The organism is Bradyrhizobium erythrophlei (assembly GCF_042430365.1).
GTDB lineage: Bacteria > Pseudomonadota > Alphaproteobacteria > Rhizobiales > Xanthobacteraceae > Bradyrhizobium > Bradyrhizobium erythrophlei.
The window spans coordinates 1-21,568 of record NZ_JBHMET010000176.1 but is presented as its reverse complement, the minus strand read 5'-3'; the positions used below and the strand labels follow the sequence as shown (position 1 = coordinate 21,568).

Sequence of the window (21,568 nt, the reverse complement as noted above, 5' to 3'; positions counted from 1 at the left end):
TCGCGGCGTTGATCATAGGCGCGGCTATAAGGCCGCGCCCGCGTGGCGTCAAGGTCGTTCGCGTGTCATTCCGGGGCGACGCGGGAGCGTCGAACCCGGAAACCCGAGGTTGTGGCGCGAGATTCCGGGTTCGCGCTGGCGCGCGCCCCGGAATGACGAGCTAGATCACCGGATTCCAGGGCGCCGGCACGACCCGGTAGCCGTTGCCGTCCTTCTCGACATTGCCGAGGCCGGGGAACGGATAGTGGAAGCCCTGCACCTGGAGCTTCTCGGCGACCACCATGTCGTAGACGCGCCGGCGGGTCTTCTCGGCCATATCGCCGTCCTGGTCGAAGAAGGCGTGCCAGCCCGGATTGGTGGCGAACGGGTTCGGATTGTTGGTGACGTCGGACTGGATGAAGACCTTGCCCGAACCGGACGCCAGCACATAGGAGGTGTGGCCCGGCGTGTGGCCGACGGTCTCGACCGTGGTCAGGCCCGGCGCGATCTCCTTGCCCCACTCATATGGCGTAACCTTCTTCTTCAGGCCGGCCTCGAAGATGTTGCGGTTGTTCTTGAACAGGCCCTGCATGCGGCCGGCCGGCGCGCGGCTCATCTCGCCGTCGTCCATCCAGAACTTCCACTCGGTCGCCGGCACCAACACCTCGGCGTTCGGGAAGGCCGGCGTGCCCTCGGCCGTCAACAGACCGTTCACGTGGTCGCCGTGGAAGTGCGAGATCACGACCATGTCGACATTCTTGGGATCGAAACCGGCCGCCGCCATGTTGTCGGCGAACAGGCCATTGGCGCCCTTGCTGCTGGCCTTCGCCAGCGCGCCGTTGCCGGTGTCGATCACGACCAGCTTGCCGCCGGTATTGATCACGAGCGGCGCGTAGTAGATCGACATCATATCGCGTGGCATGAACGCCTTCTCGAGGGCCGCGTTCACCTCCTCCTTCTTGGCGTTGGTGATGAAGGAGTCTTCCAGCTTGAAGACGTTCTTGCCGTCCGACACCACGGTGACCTGGATATCGCCGACCTTGTAGCGGTAGAAGCCCGGCGCCTGCTTGTCGGCCATCGGTGCCGCGGCGCGCACGGGAGCAGAAGGCAATAGCGGCGCGGCAGCGAGCGCGGCAGCGCCGGCGAGAGCGTGACGTCGTGTCAATTCCATGTGGTGTCCTCCCAATGAGACGGCGGCGGTCGGCGGATTGTCGCGCCGCGACGTTTTGTGAAGTTTTTGGCCGGCGGAACGATAACGCTCGATCATGCCGCTGTTTCCCCGGGCTAACCCCTGCGTCCCGGCCTTATTCCAGGCCACCTACACCACCCGTAACAACCATTCGGCAAGCTGCGCCATGACGTCGCCGAACAGCAAAAGCGCGGCCGACCAGACCAATGCGGAGACGAAATTGGCGACCTGGAATTGCCAGTACGACATCTCGAATATGCCTGCCGCGAGCGGCACCGAGGCGCGCAAGGGACCGAAGAAGCGGCCGATGAATATGCTCGGCACGCCCCACTTGTTCACGAAGGCCTCGCCGCGCGGCAGGATTTCCGGATAGCGCGACAGCGGCCACATCTGCGCGACGTGCTCCTTGTAGCGATAGCCGAACCAATAAGAGACCCAATCGCCGAGCGCGGCGCCGATGCCGCCAGCAATCCAGATCGGCCAGAAGCTGATGCCGGTGACCCCGATCAGGGCGCCGATCGCGACCAGGGCCCCCCAGGCTGGTATCAGCAGCGAAATGAAGGCGAGCGATTCTCCGAACGCCAGCAGCATGACGATCGGAGCGGCCCAGGCCTGGTGATGGCGCACGAATTCGACCAGGGCGCCCGCATAATCTTCCATTGCCTAGAATGCCTTCCCGCCCCGTGAGTGACCTTGAACCTTTCTACGGCCCCGCAGCCTAAGAACAGGTAAGCCAGCCCATTGCGTGACATCAAGTCACAAAGGCGCGGACCCGGCGTGATTTCCCACAGGGCGCGCCGTCGATACCGGCTTGCATCTCTCTCAATAGCAAAGGAATTACCGGGATGATCGGATCATTGATGATGTGTGTGAGCGTTGTCGTTCTGCTGTTCGGAATGCTCGGCGGCATCGCCATGGGTATCCAGCAGAATTTCACGCTGGCGCCGGCGCACTCGCATCTCAACCTTGTCGGCGGCGTGCTCCTGTTCCTGTTCGGGCTTTACTATCGGCTGTTTCCTGCCGCGGGGAGCACGGTGCTGGCGAAATTGCAGGGCGGCCTGCACATTGCGGGCGCCATCCTGTTTCCGACAGGCGTGGCGATCGTGCTGCTGAAGGGCCCGTCGTTCGAGGTCGCTCCCATCGTGGGGTCGCTGACGGTGGTGGCCGCCATGACGCTGTTCGCGATCATCGTGTTCCGGACCTCGCGCGCATAACCACGAGTTCCTATTTACGGGACGGCCGGGTCGAGGCATTGCTGCCCGCAGCCCGGCCGTCACCATTTTGACCCCATCCGTGGCATAGTCGAAAGCAACCGATTCGCTGCGCCTGATATCGCGCAACACTTGAAGAGCCATGTCCAAGCCTTTGAAATCAACTGCCAAAAATAAGTCCGCTGACGATTTGTTCGGGGGCCCGGAGCCGAAAGGGCGTGCACCGCTGAAGGTCGCTGCCCGCGCCAGCGGGGCCGAAGGCGGCTACACTGCGGCTGACATCGAGGTTCTTGAGGGCCTCGAGCCGGTTCGCCGGCGGCCGGGCATGTACATCGGCGGCACCGACGAGAAGGCGCTCCACCACCTGTTCGCCGAGGTGATCGATAACTCGATGGACGAGGCGCTTGCCGGGCATGCGACCTTCATCGAGGTGGAATTGACCGCCGACGGCTTCCTGACCGTGACCGACAATGGCCGCGGCATCCCGGTCGACCCGCACCCGAAATTCCCGAAGAAGTCGGCGCTCGAAGTCATCATGTGCACGCTGCATTCGGGCGGCAAATTCGACTCGAAGGTCTACGAGACCTCGGGCGGCCTGCATGGCGTCGGCATCTCGGTCGTCAATGCCCTCTCCTCGCGGCTCGAGGTCGAGGTCGCGCGGAGCCAGAAGCTCTACCGCATGAGCTTCGAGCGCGGCCTGCCCAAGGGCAAGCTCGAAGATCTCGGCAAGGTCAACAACCGCCGCGGCACCCGCGTGCGTTTCAAGCCGGACACAGACATCTTCGGTGCCAAGGCGACGTTCAAGCCGCAGCGCCTGTTCAAGATGACGCGCTCGAAGGCCTATTTGTTCGGTGGCGTCGAGATCCGCTGGCGCTGTGATGCCGAACTCCTGAAGGGCATCGAGGATGTTCCGGCGGAGGCCAGCTTCCATTTCCCCGGCGGCCTGAAGGACTATCTGGCCGCCGCGATCCACGCCGACACGCTGGTGCATCAGGACATCTTTTCCGGCAAGTCCGGCCGCAGCGGTGCCCACGGCGCCTGCGAATGGGCGGTGGCGTGGACCGCGGATGCCGACGGCTTCCTGTCGTCCTATACCAACACGGTGCCGACACCCGATGGCGGCACGCATGAATCGGGCCTGCGCAGCGCGTTGCTGCGCGGCCTGAAGGACCATGCTGAACGCGTCGGCCAGGGCAAGCGCGCAGCCTCCGTCACCTCGGAAGACGTGATGGTGGGCGCGGCCGTGATGCTGTCGGTGTTCGTGCGCGAGCCCGAATTCCAGGGCCAGACCAAGGATCGCCTTGCGACTGCGGAAGCGCAGCGCATCGTCGAGCAGGCGATGAAGGACCCGTTCGACCATTGGCTCTCGGCCAATCCGAACCAGGCCAACAAGCTCCTGGACTTCGTGATCGATCGTGCCGAGGAGCGGGTGCGCCGTCGGCAAGAGAAGGAGACGGCGCGGAAAACCGCCGGTAAGAAACTTCGCCTTCCCGGCAAGCTCGCCGACTGCACCGATGCGGGTACCGAAGGCTCGGAGCTCTTCATCGTCGAGGGCGACTCGGCCGGCGGCAGCGCCAAGCAGGCACGCGACCGCAAGACCCAGGCCGTGCTGCCGCTGCGCGGCAAGATCCTCAACGTCGCATCGGCCGGCAAGGACAAGCTGATGGCGAATGCCCAGCTTGCCGACCTCGTGCAGGCGATTGGATGCGGCACGCTCGCGCATTATCGCGAGGAGGATCTGCGCTACCAGCGCATCATCATCATGACCGACGCCGACGTCGACGGCGCCCACATCGCTTCGCTGCTAATCACCTTCTTCTACCGGCAGATGCCGCGGCTGATCGACGAGGGCCACCTCTATCTGGCGGTGCCGCCGCTGTATAAACTCACGCATGGCAGCAAGTCGGTCTATGCCCGCGACGACGCCCACAAGGAGCAGTTGCTCAAGAGCGAATTCAACGCCAACGCCAAGGTCGAGATCGGCCGCTTCAAAGGCCTCGGCGAGATGATGCCGGCGCAACTCAAGGAAACCACCATGGATCCGGCCCGGCGCACGCTGCTGCGCGTCGTGCTGCTTGCCGACGACCGCGAGGGTACTGCCGATTCCGTCGAACGGCTGATGGGGACCAAGGCCGAGGCGAGGTTCGCCTTCATCTCCGACAAGGCCGAATTCGCGAGCGACGATTTGCTCGACGTCTAGGCGATAACACCTTGATTCCAGCCAATTTCCGGCCCGCCCCCAGATTTCGGGGGCGGGCCGGTTCGCGTTTTAGGCGAACTGGCCCCGACTTCGTTTTCGGGCGGTTGTGTCTCACCCGCAACAGCATTTTCGGTGGAACCACGTATAGTCCGGACCATGAGTTTCGGGAATCGGTGCGACCGCCCCCGTCAAGCGACCTGATCGAATGCAAAGGTTGAGGATTTGAAGATGAAAAAGTTTCTGCTCGCTCTGACCGCGGTTGCTGGGATGACGGCTTCGGCGTCGGCGGCTGACCTTGCTGCCCGCCCCTACACCAAGGCTCCGGTGCCGGTCGCTCCGGTCTACAACTGGACCGGCTTCTACATCTTCGGCGGTGGCGGCGGTGGCCTCTGGGACGCTGACACTGGTGTCCAGTCGACCCTCACGGGCGCGCCGATCCTCGGCTTCAACCAGCGCCAGGGCGGCGATGGCTGGTTCGGCACCGTCGGCGCCGGTTATGACTGGCAGTTCAACCAGACTTGGGTTTTTGGTCTGTTCGCTGACGGCCAGTTCGGCAGCCTCAAGGGCACGATCCAGGACCAGGGCCCGTTCGCCGCTGGCAACATCAAGAACGACTATAACTGGGCCGTCGGTGCTCGCCTCGGCTACCTGATCGCCCCGAACGTCCTGTCCTACGTCAACGCCGGCTATTCCAGCTCGCACTGGAAGGGCACGACGCTATTCAGCACGATCACCGGCACCAGCTTGGGTCTCCACACGGACGCCTTTGATCGCAGCGGCTGGTTCGTCGGCGGCGGCGTCGAGAACAACCTGAACATCTTCGGCATCACGGCGCCGGGCTGGTTCATGAAAACCGAGTATCGTGCGGCCTACTACGACACCAAGAACATCTCGGAGCTGGTCGACGTCACGAATATCTCGAATGGTCGCGACATCACCTTCAAGCCCTTCGTGCAGACCATCAGCACCTCGCTGGTCTACCGCTTCAACTGGGGCGGCCCGGTTGTCGCCAAGTACTGATCTCTGAGGTACTGATCTCTGCTGAATTGCAGACCAAAAGCCCCGGCTTCGTCCGGGGCTTTTTTGTTGCGCTAGTGGCTTCCGACGGCCACCTTGAGCAGCCCATAGGCCCGGCGAAGTTGCCGCTCGATCTCCGTCCAATCGCCCTCGGTCATCCCCTGCCCGCGGGCATCGCGATAGGCCATGGCCTCGGCCCGGCCGATGCCTGATTGCAGCAAGGCGGCATCATCGGCCGGCTTGCCGTAGGTCAGCGCGGCGACGCTGGCGACCGTCACGCCATAGTCCTGTGGACCGATCGCCTCGCGCCGGGCCTGCCACCAATCGAGCTCAAGCCGCGCGGCCTCGTTTTCATCAAAGGCCACGGGCGCTGCCCGCGCGAGCAGACGGTAATAGGTCGCGAGCCACGGCAGCGCGGCATTCGCCTCCTGCCGCGAGTGCGTCGGCTGAAACGCCCTTGCCGTCTTGGCCGCCGCGACCGCGATCCGTACGCTGTCGAACGGCGAGAAGCCGAACTGGGTTCGCGACAGCTCGTAGAGGTGACCGAACAGCGCCGGATAGCGCTTGTCATAGTAGTCGCGCCAAATCGCGGACTCGAGCCGCGCCATGCCCGCGGGATCGAAAGCGCGCAGATCAGCCCGCCGCGGCCAGCCCGCATAGGCGGCCACAGCACCAAGCGCAGCGGCGAGCGTCACGGCTAACGTCAAGCGGCGCATCGTCCAACCTCCGTACGCGGATCACGCGCGGTATCGTCGAAAGCTACGGACGCCCGATGCAACGGTTTCCAGACCTTTGCGTTGGCCCGAGGGGCACAGCAGTGAGGCGCGCATGGAGCGGTTGCTATTGGTTCTCGGGCTGATCGCGCTTGCGATCGGCTTGCTCTGGGTCGGCCAGGGCCTCGGCGTGATCGCCTGGCCGGCATCGAGCTTCATGATCAACCAGCTCCAATGGGCGGGATACGGCGCGGCCCTTGGCGCAGTTGGCCTGATCCTGATCTGGCAGAGCCGGCGCTGATCGGGCACTGTGCGCCGGCCTTCAAACCACAGCGGACAACAACAATGAAGAATCAACTGTTCGATCTCTCGGGCAAGGTCGCGATCGTGACCGGCGGCAACGGCGGCATCGGGCTCGGCATGGCGCGCGGACTGGCGGATGCCGGCGCCGCCATCGCCGTCGTCGGACGCAACGAAGCGAAATCAAGTGCGGCCGTCGAGGATCTCAGGCAGCGCGGCGTCAAGGCGATCGCGGTGACGACCGACGTAACCGACAAGGCCGCAGTCGCCACCATGATCGCGCGCGTCGTCAAGGAGCTCGGCCGCATCGACATCCTGGTGAACAATGCCGGCATGAGCATCCGCAAGGCGCCCCATGAACTCGAGCTCGAGGAGTGGAGCAAGGTGATCGACACCAATCTCACCAGCGCATTCGTGTGCTCGAAGGCGGCGTATCCGGCGCTGAAGGCGTCCGGCAATGGCAAGGTGATCAATATCGGCTCGATGATGTCGATCTTCGGCGCGAGCTTTGCGGCAGCCTATGCCGCGAGCAAGGGCGGCATCGTGCAATACACCCGCGCCTGCGCCACGGCGTGGGCGTCCGACAATATCCAGGTCAACGCGATCCTTCCCGGCTGGATCGACACTGATCTGACGAAGGGCGCGCGGCAGCAGGTTTCGGGCCTTCACGAGCGTGTGCTGGCGCGCACGCCGGCTGCACGCTGGGGCACGACCGGCGATTTCGCGGGCATCGCGGTGTTCCTCGCCTCGCCCGCCTCCGATTTCGTCACCGGCACCGCCATTCCCGTCGACGGCGGCTATTCGATCATGGCGTGACCTGCAAAAAAGCAAAACGCCCCGGGAGGATGCCCGGGGCGTTCTTCTTGTTCGTGAACGGCGATGCTTAGTAGCGCGCCACCGGCACTGGACCGAACTTGTAGCTGAGACGAACGACGGCTGACTGGATATCGCGCGGACCCGCATTGAAGGTGTAGGTCGCAGGCGCGGCGGTGCCGGCAAGCTGATAGCTCTTCTTCTCGAACGACGCGTAATCGTATTCGAGACCGACGATCCAGTTCTGGGTGATGCCGTATTCCCAGCCCGCGCCGACGGTCCAGCCGTTGTGCCAGCTGGTCTGGCTGCCCGAGCCCGTCGCCGGCGGCACGGTGTCGACCACCGAAAGGCGGTTGTTCAGGCCCGCATAGCCGCCCTTCACATAGAACAGGTTGTTCTGCACCGCGAAGCCGGCGCGGGCAGTCACCGTCGCCATCCAGTCGGTGCGCCAGCTGAAACGATCGTCGCGCGCGGCGCCGAACACGGTGTTGAGGACGGTGCCGCTGTTGTCGAGGCCGGCGATCGTGCCTTCAAGACCGAACACCCAATTGTTGGCCTGCCAGTTGTAGCCGATCTGGCCGCCGCCGAAGACGCCGCTGTTGCGCTGCCGGAAGCCCTGGCCGGGCGCGAGATCGCCGAACGCGGTGGTGTTGGCGGTGTTGATCCATTCCTGGTTCGTCCAGGCGCCGCCGACATTGCCGCCGATATAGAAGCCGGACCAGTTGTAGACGGTTTCAACGTAGACCGGCGCCTTCGTATACGGGCGGGCGGCGAGGTCAGCGGCCGAAGCGGCGCTGACGCCGAGCGCGGTCGTGACGGTCAATGCGGCAATCGTTTTGGCATGAAACATGGTGGCACCCCAGGTTGTTCTGATGGGTGCCAGCTTTCCCAGAGAGACCCTTACCAAAAGAAAACCGGTCGGCACGGCGCGACCGAATCCGCGTCGACGGATTCCGAATCTCGCGCCGCTGTTGCAACCACGCAACTTTTTAGGGTTAACTTAAGAGATTGTTATCCTTGACAAATTCCTAGTCGACCGAAGCCGCGGCACCGCCATCCTGGACCGGCGAATGCACATGTTCGGGCCGCGCGCCGAGACCGACAAAGCGTGCCGTCACGCCCTGCAACCAGGGCACCGCGCTGATCAGTCGGACTGGCAGCGGGACCTTGAGCGGTTGGCCGCCCGACTTCAGTGCCAGGCTGATGATGTTGTTCTGGGCGATCACCTGCACGCGCTGCGTCACCCTCACCGGAAATTCGCGACGCCGCCTCACTGCATCGAGTTCGTCCTCCGACGGACATCCTCGGGCAAGCCTGGCGGCGAGAATATTCGCGGTCGCGACCGCGTCCTGCACCGCGAGATTGACGCCGACGCCGCCGATTGGCGACATCGCATGCGCGGCATCGCCGATGCACAGCAGGCCGGGCCGCGTCCAGCGCGCGAGGCGATTGATCGCGACCGTGAGCAGCTTGACGTCGTCGAAGCTCTTCACCTCGGCAACGCCCGCCTTCAGGATCGGCGCCATGCGCACGACGTCGTCGAGCAGCGCCGACAGGCCCCTCGCCTTCACGGCCTCATACTGCCCCTTGGCGATGACGTAGGCGCACTGCCAATAGTCGCCGCGATCGAACGTCACCATCATCCTGCCGGGCTCGACACGCGCGAACACGCGCTCGGTCTCATCCGGGCGGCGTCCGGCGCGAAACCACAGCACGTCCATCGGTGCGCCGATCTCCTCGACCACAAGGCCGGCGCGATCGCGCACGGTGGAATGGCGGCCGTCGCAGGCGACCGTCAGATCCGCCTCGATGGCGATCGGCCCGTCCGGCGTCTGCGCGCGCACGCCGGCAATGACGTCGCCGCGGCGGATCAGGTCGGTGGCCTCGGTGCTCATCAACACCTTGAGCGATGCAAAGCGCTTGCCGCTCTCGCGCAGGAAGTTGAGGAAGTCCCACTGCGGCATGAAGGCGATGAAGGGATATTTGACCTTGAGGTGGCTGAGATCGGCGATCCGCACCGACGTGCCGCCGAAGATGCCGTCCATCTTCTGCAGCTTCTGATGCGGCAGCTTCAGGAATCCATCGATCAGCCCCAATTCGTCCATCACCTGCAAGGTCGAGGGATGCACGGTGTCGCCGCGAAAGTCGCGGAAGAAGTCGGCATGCTTCTCCAGCACCACGACGTCGATCCCGGCGCGGCCGAGCAGATAGCCGAGCATCATCCCGGCCGGCCCGCCGCCGACGATGCAGCAGCGGACCTTCATTGTCCGCGCTTGCGGCTCTTCTTGATTGCCTGCGTCCATGATGCCGTCCCCCATCGCCCCATCCGACCACGACGCGGGATTGTAACGCCAATCGGACGGGGATGAAGGCGGAAAGCATGATCCGGAAAAGTGTGAAGCGGTTTTCCCTCGCGACAAACGCGGAACGCGTTTGCGCGGAGATCATGCTCAAACAAGAAGCTAAAGCGCGATGACGATTCAACCAAATCTCATCGCGCTTTAGCGTCGGAACGTCTTGATTTCCGACACGCTGCCGTCGCGATAGGTCAGTTCGACCGAGATGGATTGGGTCGTGGGCGCGAGCTTCATGTAGAGCGGCATGCCGGCCGAGATCGAACCGGGATCACGGAGATCGCAAGCCGGCAGCTTCAGCACCTTGTCGGGCACCGCCGTGTCGATACCGATCCGCGCCTCGCGGATCGCACAGCGATACGACACCAGATGCGTGTAATAGACGAGCAAGCCGTTGAACTCGCGGAACGACAGCCAGCTCGTCGCGGTCATGTCGAGGATCTTGCGCTGGTCGCGGATCAGCGCCGCCTCGGGGTCGAACTTGATCGGGAACGGCCCCTGCATCTCGCCTTGCGTATCGACGTAGCGCAGCTGGATCGTGCCTGCGGCCGCGTCAGCCGGCAGCTCGATCGAGGGATTGGGCATCCGCTTGCGGGTGCGTGGATCGAGCGTGTCGATAAAGCCGGTCTCGCGGAAATCGCCGCTGTCGCCCATCCGCCAGGAAATCCCGAGCGTCGGATCGGCGATCGAGAACACCACGGTCCAGCCGCCATTGTGGCGGGAGAAGCTCGCGATCGGCGCGTTGATGGCCTCCTCCTTCGGCAGCTTCGGCACCGACACCGGCGGCAGCGCGGCGAGCTGCTGCGGAGACGCAGCCGGCTTCGCCGCATCGGCCTGCCCCTTCGCCACGCCGTTGAGGAAGACGTCGTCGACCATCTGGTCGAAATAAACAGGGATCTGCTTGTGCTTCACGGTGTCGGCCATCTCGCTCACCATGCGCCGCGTGCGTTGGGCGACCTGCACGAGATTTTCACCGGGCTGCAGCAGCTCCTTGGCGAAGGTCCGGGTGAACACCGAATTGGGATTGGCGTCGTCGTTGGACAGACGGTCGAGCGCGGTCTGGCGCGGGCCCGCCGAGAACACCGAGAACACGCCCTCCGGCAGCTGCGTCATCGGCGCAAGCCCGCCGCCGCCCGCGACCGCGCGGGTGCCCGGCCGCTCGAACGGGTTGTTGCGGCATGCATCGAACACCAGGATCGAGGTGCGCGCCTTCTTGTTCTGCAGCCGCTCGATGATGCGGTCGGCTAGAACAGAGGCGTCGCGCACCAGCTCTTCCTGGCCTTCGGTCGCCGCCGGCACGTCGGTCGGCAGCAGGAAATTCTGGCCGGCGATCTCGAAGCCGTGGCCGGCATAGAAGAAGAACGCGGTGTCGCCGGCCTCGACCGTCCGGTCGAACGCCAGCAGCGTTTCGGAGAAGGCCTGACGGTTCAGGTTCTCGGCCACCATCACACTGAAGCCGAGCTGCTTCAGCGTATCGCCCATGGTGCGGGCGTCGTTGACCGCCTTCTGCAGCTTCGGGACGTTCCTGTAATCATTGTTGCCGATCACGAGCGCGACGCGCTTTTCGGCATGGGCCGGGGCAGCCAGGGCGATGAATGCCGCCGCGATCCCGGTCGCCGCGGATAGTTTCGAAAGCCAGCGCGTCATCCTGTTCCCCACTTGCACGACAAAGCATCGGCGCGTGCGACCGCCGGATAATAGTCGGATCAGTGGTTTCGCCGGTTCAAATTCCTGCGGGTCGGGACCTCTGGTTCCGAAGCTTCATCCGAGCGGTCGACACCCCACCCCGTTCCACAGACTGCCGGTCATGTCTTTTTCCCAGCGCCGTGAAGATGGCTCAACTTTCGGGCAATCCCGCCGCGACCATCAGCTTGATGATCCGTCCCGATGCTTCGAGAAAGACCGGGCTGGCATTCTTGGTCGGCGGTGAAACATTGAGCGCCGTCGTGCCGGGGCGCAATCGCAACCCTTCCTTCATGGCTGCCCTTGCCTCGTCGAGCCGGCCCAATTGCTGGTAGGTCGCAGCCAACAGCATATGCGAGCGCCCGGATGCCGGCGTGATGGCGATCGATCGCTGCAGCCATGGCACAGCATCGTCGCCCCGCCCCATCATCATGTTCGCCCATCCAGCGCCGAGCAGCCACGTCCAGCGTGACACTTGCGGCGTATCGAAACGGTCGGCTTGCCGGAATGTCGCAAGAGCGTCTTCGAAGCGGCCGAGGTGAATCTGGCCGAGGCCGACGAGGTACAGCGCAAGGCCGTTCCACGGATCGAAGCTCAGCGCCCTTGCGCAGGTCACGAGGCTTTCGACGAAGCGATTGTTGGCGCTGAGGAAGCGGCAATAGGTTTCGAGTACCGGGATCGAATTCGGCTTGGCGCGAAGCGCGCGCTCCAGCGTCGCGCCGGCCCGTGCGTCGTCCGGGCTGTACCAGACCATCTGGATGCCGCGCAGTTGCAGCGCCGCCAGCGCGACGGCGAGATCGACATTGTTCGACTCAGCGGTGAGCGCTTCCTGCAACATCGTCTGCGCCATGCCGAAACGCTCGCGCGTGGTTTGATTGATCGACGCGGTTGCTTGCTCGATAACGGTTCTGGTGCTGCCCGTGGTCGATCCACCGGTCGCGTCGGAGGACTCGCCAGTCTCCAGAAGCCTGTTGAGACGTCCCGCCAGCAGATGGCCGGCTCCCGCGGCGACCCGCGATTGCTCGAGTTGCGTATCGGACTCGTCGGCGTCGACCGAAACCGTGGCGACTGCTCGAACTTCGCCGGTTGCGGTCCTGATCATGCGCGCCCGCAATATCCACGCCTGCTGGCCGCGCTGCAATTCGCCGCGCACTTCGAAATCGGAAGGCGCTGACGCGCGTTCGGTACCTGTCCCCGCTTCGGATCGCGGCGCGACCACCCTGATATTGTCGATCCTGGAGAGGCCATCGGTCAGTCGGTCAGCGACACCGCCCGCCACAGCGGCGCCGCGAGGATCGTTGCTCGCGTCGATGACCGGCATCACGGCGACGACCGGCGGCGTTCACTTGAAAATCAACGAAGGTCGCAAGACCTGCGCCGCGACGGCAAATCCGATGATCGCGCAGAGACCAGCGACACCGGCAACGGTCGCTGGTCCGCGCCAACCAAAGCGGGACCATCTCGATCTCTTGCTTGATGTCTTGCTTGATGTCTTGCTTGATGTCTTGCTTGATGTCTTGCTTGACGTCGTGGGCTCGACCGCAGCTTCGACCTTTGGCACGACGCCGGCAGCCTGGACGGACTCCGCCGCTTCGGCGTCGGCCGGCAAGCCGGCCGGTTCGGTCGACACCTCGGCCTCGAACAGGTAACCGCGGCCCGACACCAGCTTGATCATCTGGCGCCGGTCGTCGCCGAGCGCGGTGCGGATCTCGCGGATGCACTGAAACAGGCTGTCGTCGGCGACGTGGATGTTCGGCCAGATCGCTGCGAACAGCTCCTGCTTGCTCAGCACGCGGCCGGCATTGGTGACAAAGAGATGGAGCATGTCGAACGACTTCGGCCGGAGCCGAACCGGTTCGCCATCGGGACCGCGCAGCCGTCCCTGCTGCGGATCGAGCTCGAATCCAGCGAACCGAAACACCGCGTCCTCACAACTCTTTAATGGGCACTTTCGCCCGCCGCGAAAGCCAATATCAGAAAAATTTCAGAAATGTCGGCAGGGGCTTACCAAGACACCCAGCATACCGCCGTGAGATGAGTCCTAGCAATATTTCGATACCGAAATGGTTTGCAAGGGATCGCTGGATGATGGTTGGGGCACTGCGGCAGACGTCCGAACTGCGTCGGACGCCGTTCGCGTCGACGGTTGGGGCGCTCCAGCGCGCGACCGAACGGGACGCGACCGGGCTGCCCGACCTGACCTCCGGCTTTGAAACGGACGCCAACGACCTCCCCGAGACACCCCTGCGGCACATCAGCCCAAATGATCAGCGTGCGCGCAATGAGAAGACACCGCACAGGCGTTGCGCCAAAACCGTACGGCGACGACGGCGTGCGGGGGCAAGGCCATGACGGGCATCGGCAACAGGCTGACAATGTGGCGCGGCGCGCTGCTCGGATCGGTATCATTGATCGCGATGGCCGCCACGACCGAGGCGCGTGCCGACTGCCAGGGCGTCAGCGGCACTGTGGCCACGTCAAGCAGCGTCCTCTGCGACGCCGCCAACCCGTCCGGCGGGACCCTTAACGTAACGCGTTTCTCAAACGAGCTCACGGTTACCGTCAACGCCGGCGCCGGAATCACCGGCGGCGCGACCGCGATGAGCGGCGGCAACCTGACTTTCAATCACAACGACCCCGCCGGCATCACGGGATCCCCGTACGACGGCATCGGGCTCATCGCCCAAGGCACGATCACCTACACGGGATCGGCCGACGTCACCGCCGACGGGTACGCGATCAATGCCCGGATCGGCGTCGGTCTGGTCTCCATTAGGCAGACCGCCGGCACGATCACGGGCGGCACCGGTATCAGTGTCACGGGCAGCGGACCGGACGCTAGCGTCAACATCAACACGGTCGGAAGCCAGGTCGTGACCCGAGGCGGTCTTGGAATCTACGTCCTGACCGACGGCAGCCAATCCGACGTCACAATCGCGACAGGTGCAGTCACCGGGGGCACAACCCTAATCGGCGACGGAATCTTCGTCCGTATGGGACAGAGCACCCATAATGCGCGCAATCTGTCCGTCACGACCAACGGTGCGGTCGCCGGCGGCATTTATCTCCAGTCCGGCGGCACCGGTACCGTCGACCTCACCACGAATGCGAGCGTCGCCGATGGCATCATCATCGACGCCAACAATTCGGCCAACACCAGCGCGTTCACGGCGAAGCTCAATCAGGATGTCAGCGGCTCCGTGAGCTTGCAGAACGCCGGCTCCGGCACCACGACGGTCCGAACGCACGGCATCACGGGCGGGACGCTCTCCGTTTACGCCGCCAGCGGCGCCAACAACAGCCTCGTCGTGGACGGCAATATTGCCAGGGGAAACGGTCCCGACACGTCCTTTTACGGCGCCCTGGCTTCCGTCAGCTTTGGCTCCGCCGGCGGCACCAACACCGCGACCATCAATGGCAATCTTTCCGGAACCTTCGACACCAGGACTTCCACCCTTCGTTCGGCCGGCGGCACCGTCTTCGGCCTTTCCGCCGGGCTGGGAAGCACATCCGGCAACGGCTCGGCGACGCTGAACGCGAACGGATCGATTACGGTCACCGGCATGTCACGGTCCGGCTACGTCGCAAATGTGACCGGAGCGTCCCTCGGAGCCGGCGGCCTGGTCCCGGTCGACTTCAATCTGCGCGGCGCCGTGACGGCAACGTCGGTCAGCGACATCGCGTCGAAGGTCATCGGCATCAGCGCGGTACAAAGCGGTCTGAGCACGATCCGGTTGACGGCCGATGGCGCCGTGACGGCCACCGCGACCGGCGGTGGCAGCACCGCCACCGGAATAACTGCCTCAGGCTTCAGCGTTGCTCCCAGCATGAACACCGGCACCCTCACCGTTCGCGCCAATGGCGGCGTGACCGCGGCCTCGGACGGCGTCGCGACGGGCGTCACGCTGAGCCGCGGCGACGCCCGCTTCGCTCTCGTGACCGCGGGCCTCGGCGGCATCGATCTCGTCACCAAGGGGACCGTGAGCGCAACTTCGACGAGCGCGGCGGCGATCGGCATCAGCGGCACCATCGCCGATGGCGCCGTCAACGCCGCAACGCTCGCACTGCGTGCCGAAGGCAACGTCATTGCGAGCGGCAGGGCCGCCGGAAGCTACGGCATCTTCGCCCAGCGCGATGGTCTCGGCGACATCAAGATCGACGCGCTGGCCGGCGTGCAGAGCAGTGGCATCGGCATCGCGGTCTCGCGCTCGACGCCCGGCAATATCTTCATCACGACCGGCACCTTCGTCACCGGCACCACCGGCATCACGACGTCGGGCGGCACCACCACGCTCGTCGCCAACGGCACCATCACCGGCACTGGCGGCACCGCCGTCCAGTTCGGCGGCACCAACGACGTGCTGCAAGTCCAGTCCGGCGCCGTGTTCAACGGCAACCTTGTCGGCAGCGGCACCAGTATCGTGCAGTTCGGTGGCACGACCGCGGCGAGCTTCGACCTGTCGAAACTCGCCAGCGGCTTCTCCAATTTTGGGGTTCTTGCAGGCTCGAACTGGAGCTTCACCGGCAACTCGAACTTTGCCGGCACGGTCAACGTCGACAGCGCGTTCATCCTCAACGGCGCGATGCCAAATGCCAGTGTCACGGTCGGCCCGAACGGCACGCTCGGCGGCAACGGCACCATCGGCAACACGGTGATCAGCGGCACGCTGTCGCCCGGCAACTCGCCGGGCACGATCACGATGGCGAGCCTGACCATGACGGCAGCGGCAACCTATCTGGTCAAGGTCACCGGCACGATCAGCGACAAGGTGATCGTGACCGGCACGGCCAATATCGCCGGCAAGGTCGTCGTCGACCCGCTCGAGCGGCTCACGAAGAAGACCACCTACACGATCGTCAATGCGGGAACGCTGAGCGGCACGTTTGGCTCGGCAAGCCTGCTCATCGCCAACAATCTCGCGCGCAATCCGGTGCTGAGCTATGTCGGCAACGACGTACTGCTGTCGCTCGATCCCGGCCTGCTCTCCCCGAACCTGCCGGCCAATGCCAGCACCAACCACAGGAACGTTGCAGGCGCGATCGACAACGGCCTGCTCGGCGGCGCCAACCTCTCCAACGCCTTCAGCGCGATCTTCAATTTGTCTGATGACAATCTCCTGAAGGGGCTGACCCAGCTCTCCGGCGAGACTGCCGCCGGATCGCAGCAGACCACGTTCAACGCCATGACCCAGTTCATGGGCACGCTGCTCGATCCGTTCGTCGACGGCCGCGGCACGACGGCGGCGCCGGCCAGCGCCACGCCTTACGCTGAAGACAATTCGCTGGCCTACGCTGCCAAGCGTTCGGCCAGTGATGCCTATACCGCGATCTATCGCAAGGCGCCGATCGCGCAGAGCTATGATCCGCGCTGGAGCGTGTGGGCGGCGGCCTATGGCGGCTCGCAGACCACCGACGGCAACACCGTCATCGGCTCCAACAACACGACGAGCCAGGTGTTCGGCACCGCCGTCGGCGTCGACTACCGTTTTTCGCCAAACACGATCGCAGGCTTCGCGCTTGCCGGCGGCGGGACCAATTTCAACGTCGCCAATAGCGGCGGCGGCCGCTCGGACCTGTTCCAGGCCGGCGCCTTCATGCGGCATAACATCGGCGCCGCCTATGTCGCCGGCGCTCTCGCCTATGGCTGGCAGGATGTCACCACCGACCGCACCGTGACGGTCGGTGCCATCGATCGCCTGCGCGCCGAGTTCAACTCCAACGCCTGGTCAGGCCGCGCCGAGGGCGGCTACCGCTTCGTGGCGCTGTGGATCGGCGGCATCGGCCTCACGCCCTATGCCGCCGGCCAGTTCACGACGTTCCAGCTTCCGGGCTACGCCGAGCAGGCCGTCGTCGGCGCCAACACCTTTGCGCTGGCCTACAACGCAAAGAGCGTCACCGATACCCGCAGCGAGCTCGGCCTGCGCGCCGACAAATCCTTTGCGCTCACCAATGCGGTGCTGACCCTGCGCGGCCGTGCTGCCTGGGCGCATGATTTCAACCCGGACCGCTCGATCGCCGCGACGTTCCAGACCTTGCCCGGCGCAAGCTTCGTTGTGAACGGCGCGGCGCAAGCATCCGACTCTGCCCTCACCACCGCCTCCGCAGAACTGAAATGGATGAACGGCTGGTCGACGCTCGCAAGCTTCGAGGGCGAGTTCTCCAACGTCACCCGCTCCTACGCAGGCAAGGGCGTCGTCCGCTATGCATGGTAAGCACGACTTTCGATCATGGCGCGGAGCCCGCGGCCGGCGGTTCAGCCGCAGCCGCCAGCGGCCTTGAGGTTCACAGCCTGCCAGCGCCCGTGTCGGTTGGTAAGAACGCCGTCCGGGAGACATCAGGCAATCTCGGATGGGCGCCGCTGGGCGAAGCCTGTCTTGCCGATCTCGAGGCCGTGCTTGAGGAAGGTGACTCGGCGAGAGCCCAACTGCTGGTCAAGGCCGTCGAGGATTTCGCGCTGATCGAGCGCGGCGCGATCAGGCCGGGCGGCCGGCACGCGCAACAGGCGCTTCGGGTTGGCCGGCTCTGTCTGGCGCGCCGCCTGATCACGCATCAACTGTCAGAGCCCAGCCTTTCGCCGGCGATGGTCGCCGGCCTGCTCGGCGTGTCCGTGCGCTACATGCACCTGCTGTTCGAAGCGACCGGGACGAGCTTTTCCCACACCGTCGCGGACGAGCGGATGCGCCTCAGCCGTCGGCTCCTGCGCGAGCGCCCGGCGCAGCCGATCGCCCAGATTGCCCATACATGCGGGTTCGCGAGCCTGGCAACGTTCTACCGGGTCTTCAACGCAGCCCACGGCCTGCCTCCAGGCGAATTCAGGGCCCAGGGAAGCCCACCCGGGCCGGTCGTCGCGGTCCCGGCCGAACCGCCCAAGGCGAATCATTTGACCGCAAAATGACGAAAAGACGCTTATTTGTTCGAAAACGTTAAGGTTTTTCGGCCTTTTGCCGGGTTCCAAGATTGACTTTGCCGGTTGGGCCCCTATGTTCCGGCTCAACGCGGCCTCGGATCGAAACGCGATTCGTCAGGTTTGCCGCCCGTCAGCGTCAGTCAGAGCCCCCGAGCTTTTTTGAGAAGCGAGCCGTTTCGGGGCCGAACGCGACAGCCTTTTACTTTCGATTCCGAACGGCGGTATCGACCAGAGGCTCAATGTCCTTTTCCAATCTAGGCCTGTCCGACAAGGTCCTCGCCGCAGTTGCGGCCACCGGTTACACCACCCCCACCCCCATCCAAGAACAGGCGATCCCCCACGTACTCGCTCGCCGCGACGTCCTCGGTATCGCCCAGACCGGCACCGGTAAGACCGCTGCCTTCGTTCTCCCGATGCTCACCATCCTCGAGAAGGGCCGCGCCCGGGCACGGATGCCGCGCACCCTGATCCTCGAGCCGACCCGCGAGCTCGCCGCCCAGGTGAAGGAAAACTTCGACAAATACGGCGCCGGGCAGAAGCTCAACGTCGCACTCCTGATCGGCGGCGTCTCGTTCGGCGACCAGGACTCCAAGCTGATGCGCGGCGTCGACGTCCTGATCGCAACACCCGGCCGCCTGCTCGACCACACCGAACGCGGCGGACTATTGCTCACCGGCGTCGAGCTCCTGGTGATCGACGAAGCCGACCGCATGCTCGATATGGGCTTCATCCCCGACATCGAGCGCATCTGCAAGCTCGTCCCCTTCACGCGGCAGACCCTGTTCTTCACTGCGACGATGCCGCCGGAAATCAGCCGCATCACCGAGACCTTCCTGCACAACCCGGCCAAGATCGAGGTTTCCAAGCCCGCCACCACCGCCGTCACCGTCACGCAATCGCAAGTCCCGGCCGGCCGCGAACCGCATGAGAAGCGCGAGATCCTGCGCCGCCTGCTGCGCGAGGCCAAGGACCTCAACAACGCGATTATCTTCTGCAATCGCAAGCGCGAAGTCGCGGTCCTTCACAAATCACTTCAGAAGCACGGCTTCAGTGTCGGCGCCCTTCACGGCGATATGGATCAGAGCGCGCGCATGGCCGCGCTCGACCAATTCCGCAAGGGCGAATTGCCGCTGCTGGTCGCTTCCGACGTCGCAGCCCGCGGCCTCGACATTCCGGCGGTGAGCCACGTCTTCAATTTCGACGTGCCGCACCATCCCGATGACTACGTCCATCGCATCGGCCGCACCGGCCGCGCCGGCCGCACCGGCACCGCGATCTCCATCGTCACCCCGCTCGACAACAAGTCGATCGCCGCGATCGAGAAGCTGATCGGCCAGCCGATCCCGCGCGCCGAGGGCGATTACACCGTTCACAGCGAAGCGTCCGACGAGACCGAGGCGCCGCGCCGCTCACGCGGCCGCGACGGTTCGCGCGACAATGCGCGGGGCGGCCGCAAGCCGCGTCGCGAGCGCGAGCCCCGCTCCGACAGGGAGCCGCGCCATGAACGCGAGCCGCGCCATGGTGGCCGCAGCGCCACGTCGCAGCCGCAGGCCGCCGCACCGCACGTGCCCTCGATCGGTCGCGCCGAGCCGCGCCGCCCGCAGCGCGAGGTCGACCATGAGCCGGCCGATCACTCGCATCTGCCGGCGTTCCTGTTGCGTCCGGTACGCGCCCGCGTGTAAAGCTCGAACTTTGGTCTGATCCACCGCAGGCCAAAGCCGGATTTCCCCAAGCGCCTGCATCGCTCGAGGCAGGTGATGCGCGTGTGATCCGCGCATTCCCAACGTATCCGGCGCGGATTCGCGCGCAAACGGTCGGTCAAACGAAAGCCATACGGTGCTGCTTCGAGCTCGACCGCATTTGACCAGGTCGGGGCGGCAATCCCCGTAGTTTCACTGTTTACCTCGCCTTCACTCTCGTCCCGTATTTTTGCGCCGATAATTTAGTAATTGCTGCCGGGCTACAACCGGCGCTGCTTTTATTGGGGACGTGACAGTGGTCAAGCTGTTGGACGAACACGAACGCACGATGGCTTTTGCCGAAGTCGCGCTTGGCCAGATCCGCTCCCTCCGACAAACCGCCGTCCCCCGCAACTACGAGATCTGGTACGTCTACGCGACCGGATACAACGCCGCCCTCAACAAGATCATCAACGAGACGCTGGCGCGCAGCGGCAAGCTGAGCGAATCCGATCTCGAGCAGATCTACGAAACCTACCTTTCGCACATCAAGACGTCCGACCGCATCGACAAGGTCGGCGCCCGCGTCATTGGTGAGATCGACGACGTGATGAAGCTGATCACCGACGCGCTCGGCGTATCCTCGACCTATGACGCGAGCCTCGTCGGCGCCAGCAACAGGCTCGCGACCGCCACGACCCGCGAGCAGATCAAGGCGGTGATCGAGAGCCTGGTGAAATCGACGCGCGAGATGCGCGAGACGAACCTTGCGCTGGAGAACCGCCTCGCGCTGTCGAAGACCGAGATCAGCAACCTGCAGCACAGCCTCGAGGCGATCCGCGCCGAGAGCCTGACCGACCCGCTCACCGGCCTCGGCAACCGCAAATATTTCGATCGCTCGATCGAGATGGCGGTGCAGACCGCGCTCGCGACCGCCGAGCCGCTGTCGCTGCTGATGTTCGACATCGACCACTTCAAGTCGTTCAACGACTCCTACGGCCACCTCACCGGTGACCAGGTGCTGCGGCTGGTCGCGCAATCGCTGAGACAGACCATCAAGGGCCAGGACATCACGGCGCGTTATGGCGGCGAGGAGTTCGCGGTCGTGCTGCCCAACACCGCGCTGCGCCAGGCGCTGACGGTCGCCGACCACATCCGCCGCGCCGTCATGGCGAAGGAATTGAAAAAGAAGTCCACCGGCGAGATCCTCGGCCGCGTCACCATCTCGGTCGGCGTCTCCATGCTGAAGCCGGGCGACGACACGGACTCGCTGATCGAGCGCGCCGACGCCTGCCTCTATGCTGCCAAACGCGCCGGCCGCAACCGGGTGATCTGCGAGGCCGATCCGGAATACAACGCCGAGACCCAAAGCCGCGTGGCGTAGGTTGATTGCGTAGGGTGGGCAAAGGCGCGCAGCGCCGTGCCCACCATTTCACCCGAGCTCTATCTGGTTCGGCTGGTTCGGTGGGCACGCTTCGCTTTGCCCACCCTCATATGAGGCCTTTGTGAGTCAAGCGTCGCGC

At 64.6% G+C, this 21,568-nt stretch carries 17 protein-coding genes; 9 read left to right on the top strand and 8 right to left on the bottom strand.

Translation table 11 applies throughout. The features are described 5' to 3' along the window. Positions 1-160: 160 nt before the first annotated feature. A complete protein-coding gene (locus ACFFWD_RS25655; RefSeq protein ID WP_376969823.1) occupies positions 161-1,150 on the bottom strand; it encodes an MBL fold metallo-hydrolase in 990 nt (329 codons plus the stop codon). A gap of 147 nt (positions 1,151-1,297) precedes the next feature. Then, entirely contained in the window at positions 1,298-1,828 is a 531-nt protein-coding gene (locus ACFFWD_RS25650) for a DedA family protein (RefSeq protein ID WP_376969820.1), read from the bottom strand. Positions 1,829-2,013: 185 nt separating this feature from the next. Here ACFFWD_RS25650 and ACFFWD_RS25645 point away from each other — a divergent pair, with 185 nt between their 5' ends. The 3 genes from ACFFWD_RS25645 to ACFFWD_RS25635 all read left to right on the top strand — a co-directional run bounded on the left by ACFFWD_RS25645 (position 2,014) and on the right by ACFFWD_RS25635 (position 5,599). Next, complete coding sequence (locus tag ACFFWD_RS25645; RefSeq protein WP_376969818.1) at positions 2,014-2,382, top strand: hypothetical protein; 369 nt, start codon at positions 2,014-2,016, stop codon at positions 2,380-2,382. 139 nt (positions 2,383-2,521) lie between these two features. Then, entirely contained in the window at positions 2,522-4,579 is a 2,058-nt protein-coding gene (parE, locus tag ACFFWD_RS25640; protein ID WP_376969816.1) for a DNA topoisomerase IV subunit B, read from the top strand. A gap of 228 nt (positions 4,580-4,807) precedes the next feature. After that, the gene (locus ACFFWD_RS25635) at positions 4,808-5,599 is read left to right on the top strand and encodes an outer membrane protein (protein WP_376969814.1); all 792 of its coding nucleotides are present in this window, start codon (positions 4,808-4,810) and stop codon (positions 5,597-5,599) included. A 71-nt stretch (positions 5,600-5,670) separates the two neighbouring features. On the opposite strand, the gene ACFFWD_RS25630 is transcribed toward ACFFWD_RS25635, so the two are convergent. Continuing rightward, positions 5,671-6,312, bottom strand: a complete 642-nt coding sequence (locus ACFFWD_RS25630; RefSeq protein WP_376969812.1) for a hypothetical protein — start codon at positions 6,310-6,312, stop codon at positions 5,671-5,673. A 112-nt stretch (positions 6,313-6,424) separates the two neighbouring features. Here ACFFWD_RS25630 and ACFFWD_RS25625 point away from each other — a divergent pair, with 112 nt between their 5' ends. Next, positions 6,425-6,610, top strand: a complete 186-nt coding sequence (locus tag ACFFWD_RS25625; RefSeq protein ID WP_376969810.1) for a hypothetical protein — start codon at positions 6,425-6,427, stop codon at positions 6,608-6,610. A 44-nt stretch (positions 6,611-6,654) separates the two neighbouring features. Then, positions 6,655-7,425, top strand: a complete 771-nt coding sequence (locus tag ACFFWD_RS25620; protein WP_376969808.1) for an SDR family NAD(P)-dependent oxidoreductase — start codon at positions 6,655-6,657, stop codon at positions 7,423-7,425. A gap of 67 nt (positions 7,426-7,492) precedes the next feature. Here the strand turns inward: ACFFWD_RS25620 and ACFFWD_RS25615 are convergent, their stop codons facing one another. From ACFFWD_RS25615 to ACFFWD_RS25595, 5 genes are all read right to left on the bottom strand, one after another. Then, positions 7,493-8,272 carry an outer membrane protein gene (locus ACFFWD_RS25615; protein WP_376969806.1) on the bottom strand — a complete coding sequence of 260 codons (780 nt, stop codon included), beginning with the start codon at positions 8,270-8,272 and terminating at the stop codon, positions 7,493-7,495. A 178-nt stretch (positions 8,273-8,450) separates the two neighbouring features. Then, positions 8,451-9,725: an FAD-dependent oxidoreductase gene (locus ACFFWD_RS25610; RefSeq protein ID WP_376969804.1), complete on the bottom strand. Its 1,275-nt coding sequence runs from the start codon at positions 9,723-9,725 to the stop codon at positions 8,451-8,453. A gap of 198 nt (positions 9,726-9,923) precedes the next feature. Next, complete coding sequence (locus ACFFWD_RS25605) at positions 9,924-11,423, bottom strand: caspase family protein (protein ID WP_376969802.1); 1,500 nt, start codon at positions 11,421-11,423, stop codon at positions 9,924-9,926. 190 nt (positions 11,424-11,613) lie between these two features. After that, positions 11,614-12,780 carry a tetratricopeptide repeat protein gene (locus ACFFWD_RS25600; RefSeq protein WP_376969800.1) on the bottom strand — a complete coding sequence of 389 codons (1,167 nt, stop codon included), beginning with the start codon at positions 12,778-12,780 and terminating at the stop codon, positions 11,614-11,616. Between the two features lie 21 nt (positions 12,781-12,801). Continuing rightward, on the bottom strand, positions 12,802-13,380 hold the full coding sequence (locus tag ACFFWD_RS25595) for a winged helix-turn-helix domain-containing protein (RefSeq protein WP_376969798.1): 579 nt from the start codon (positions 13,378-13,380) through the stop codon (positions 12,802-12,804). 427 nt (positions 13,381-13,807) lie between these two features. Between ACFFWD_RS25595 and ACFFWD_RS25590 the strand changes: the two genes are divergently transcribed. The 4 genes from ACFFWD_RS25590 (at position 13,808) to ACFFWD_RS25575 (ending at position 21,429) form a co-directional block, all read left to right on the top strand. Next, positions 13,808-17,671, top strand: coding sequence for an autotransporter domain-containing protein (locus ACFFWD_RS25590; RefSeq protein ID WP_376969796.1), 3,864 nt, complete (start codon positions 13,808-13,810; stop codon positions 17,669-17,671). Positions 17,672-17,850: 179 nt separating this feature from the next. Continuing rightward, complete coding sequence (locus ACFFWD_RS25585) at positions 17,851-18,354, top strand: helix-turn-helix domain-containing protein (RefSeq protein ID WP_376969794.1); 504 nt, start codon at positions 17,851-17,853, stop codon at positions 18,352-18,354. Between the two features lie 251 nt (positions 18,355-18,605). Continuing rightward, positions 18,606-20,048 carry a DEAD/DEAH box helicase gene (locus ACFFWD_RS25580; protein WP_376969792.1) on the top strand — a complete coding sequence of 481 codons (1,443 nt, stop codon included), beginning with the start codon at positions 18,606-18,608 and terminating at the stop codon, positions 20,046-20,048. Positions 20,049-20,361: 313 nt separating this feature from the next. Then, on the top strand, positions 20,362-21,429 hold the full coding sequence (locus ACFFWD_RS25575; RefSeq protein WP_376969790.1) for a GGDEF domain-containing protein: 1,068 nt from the start codon (positions 20,362-20,364) through the stop codon (positions 21,427-21,429). Positions 21,430-21,568: the final 139 nt, after the last annotated feature.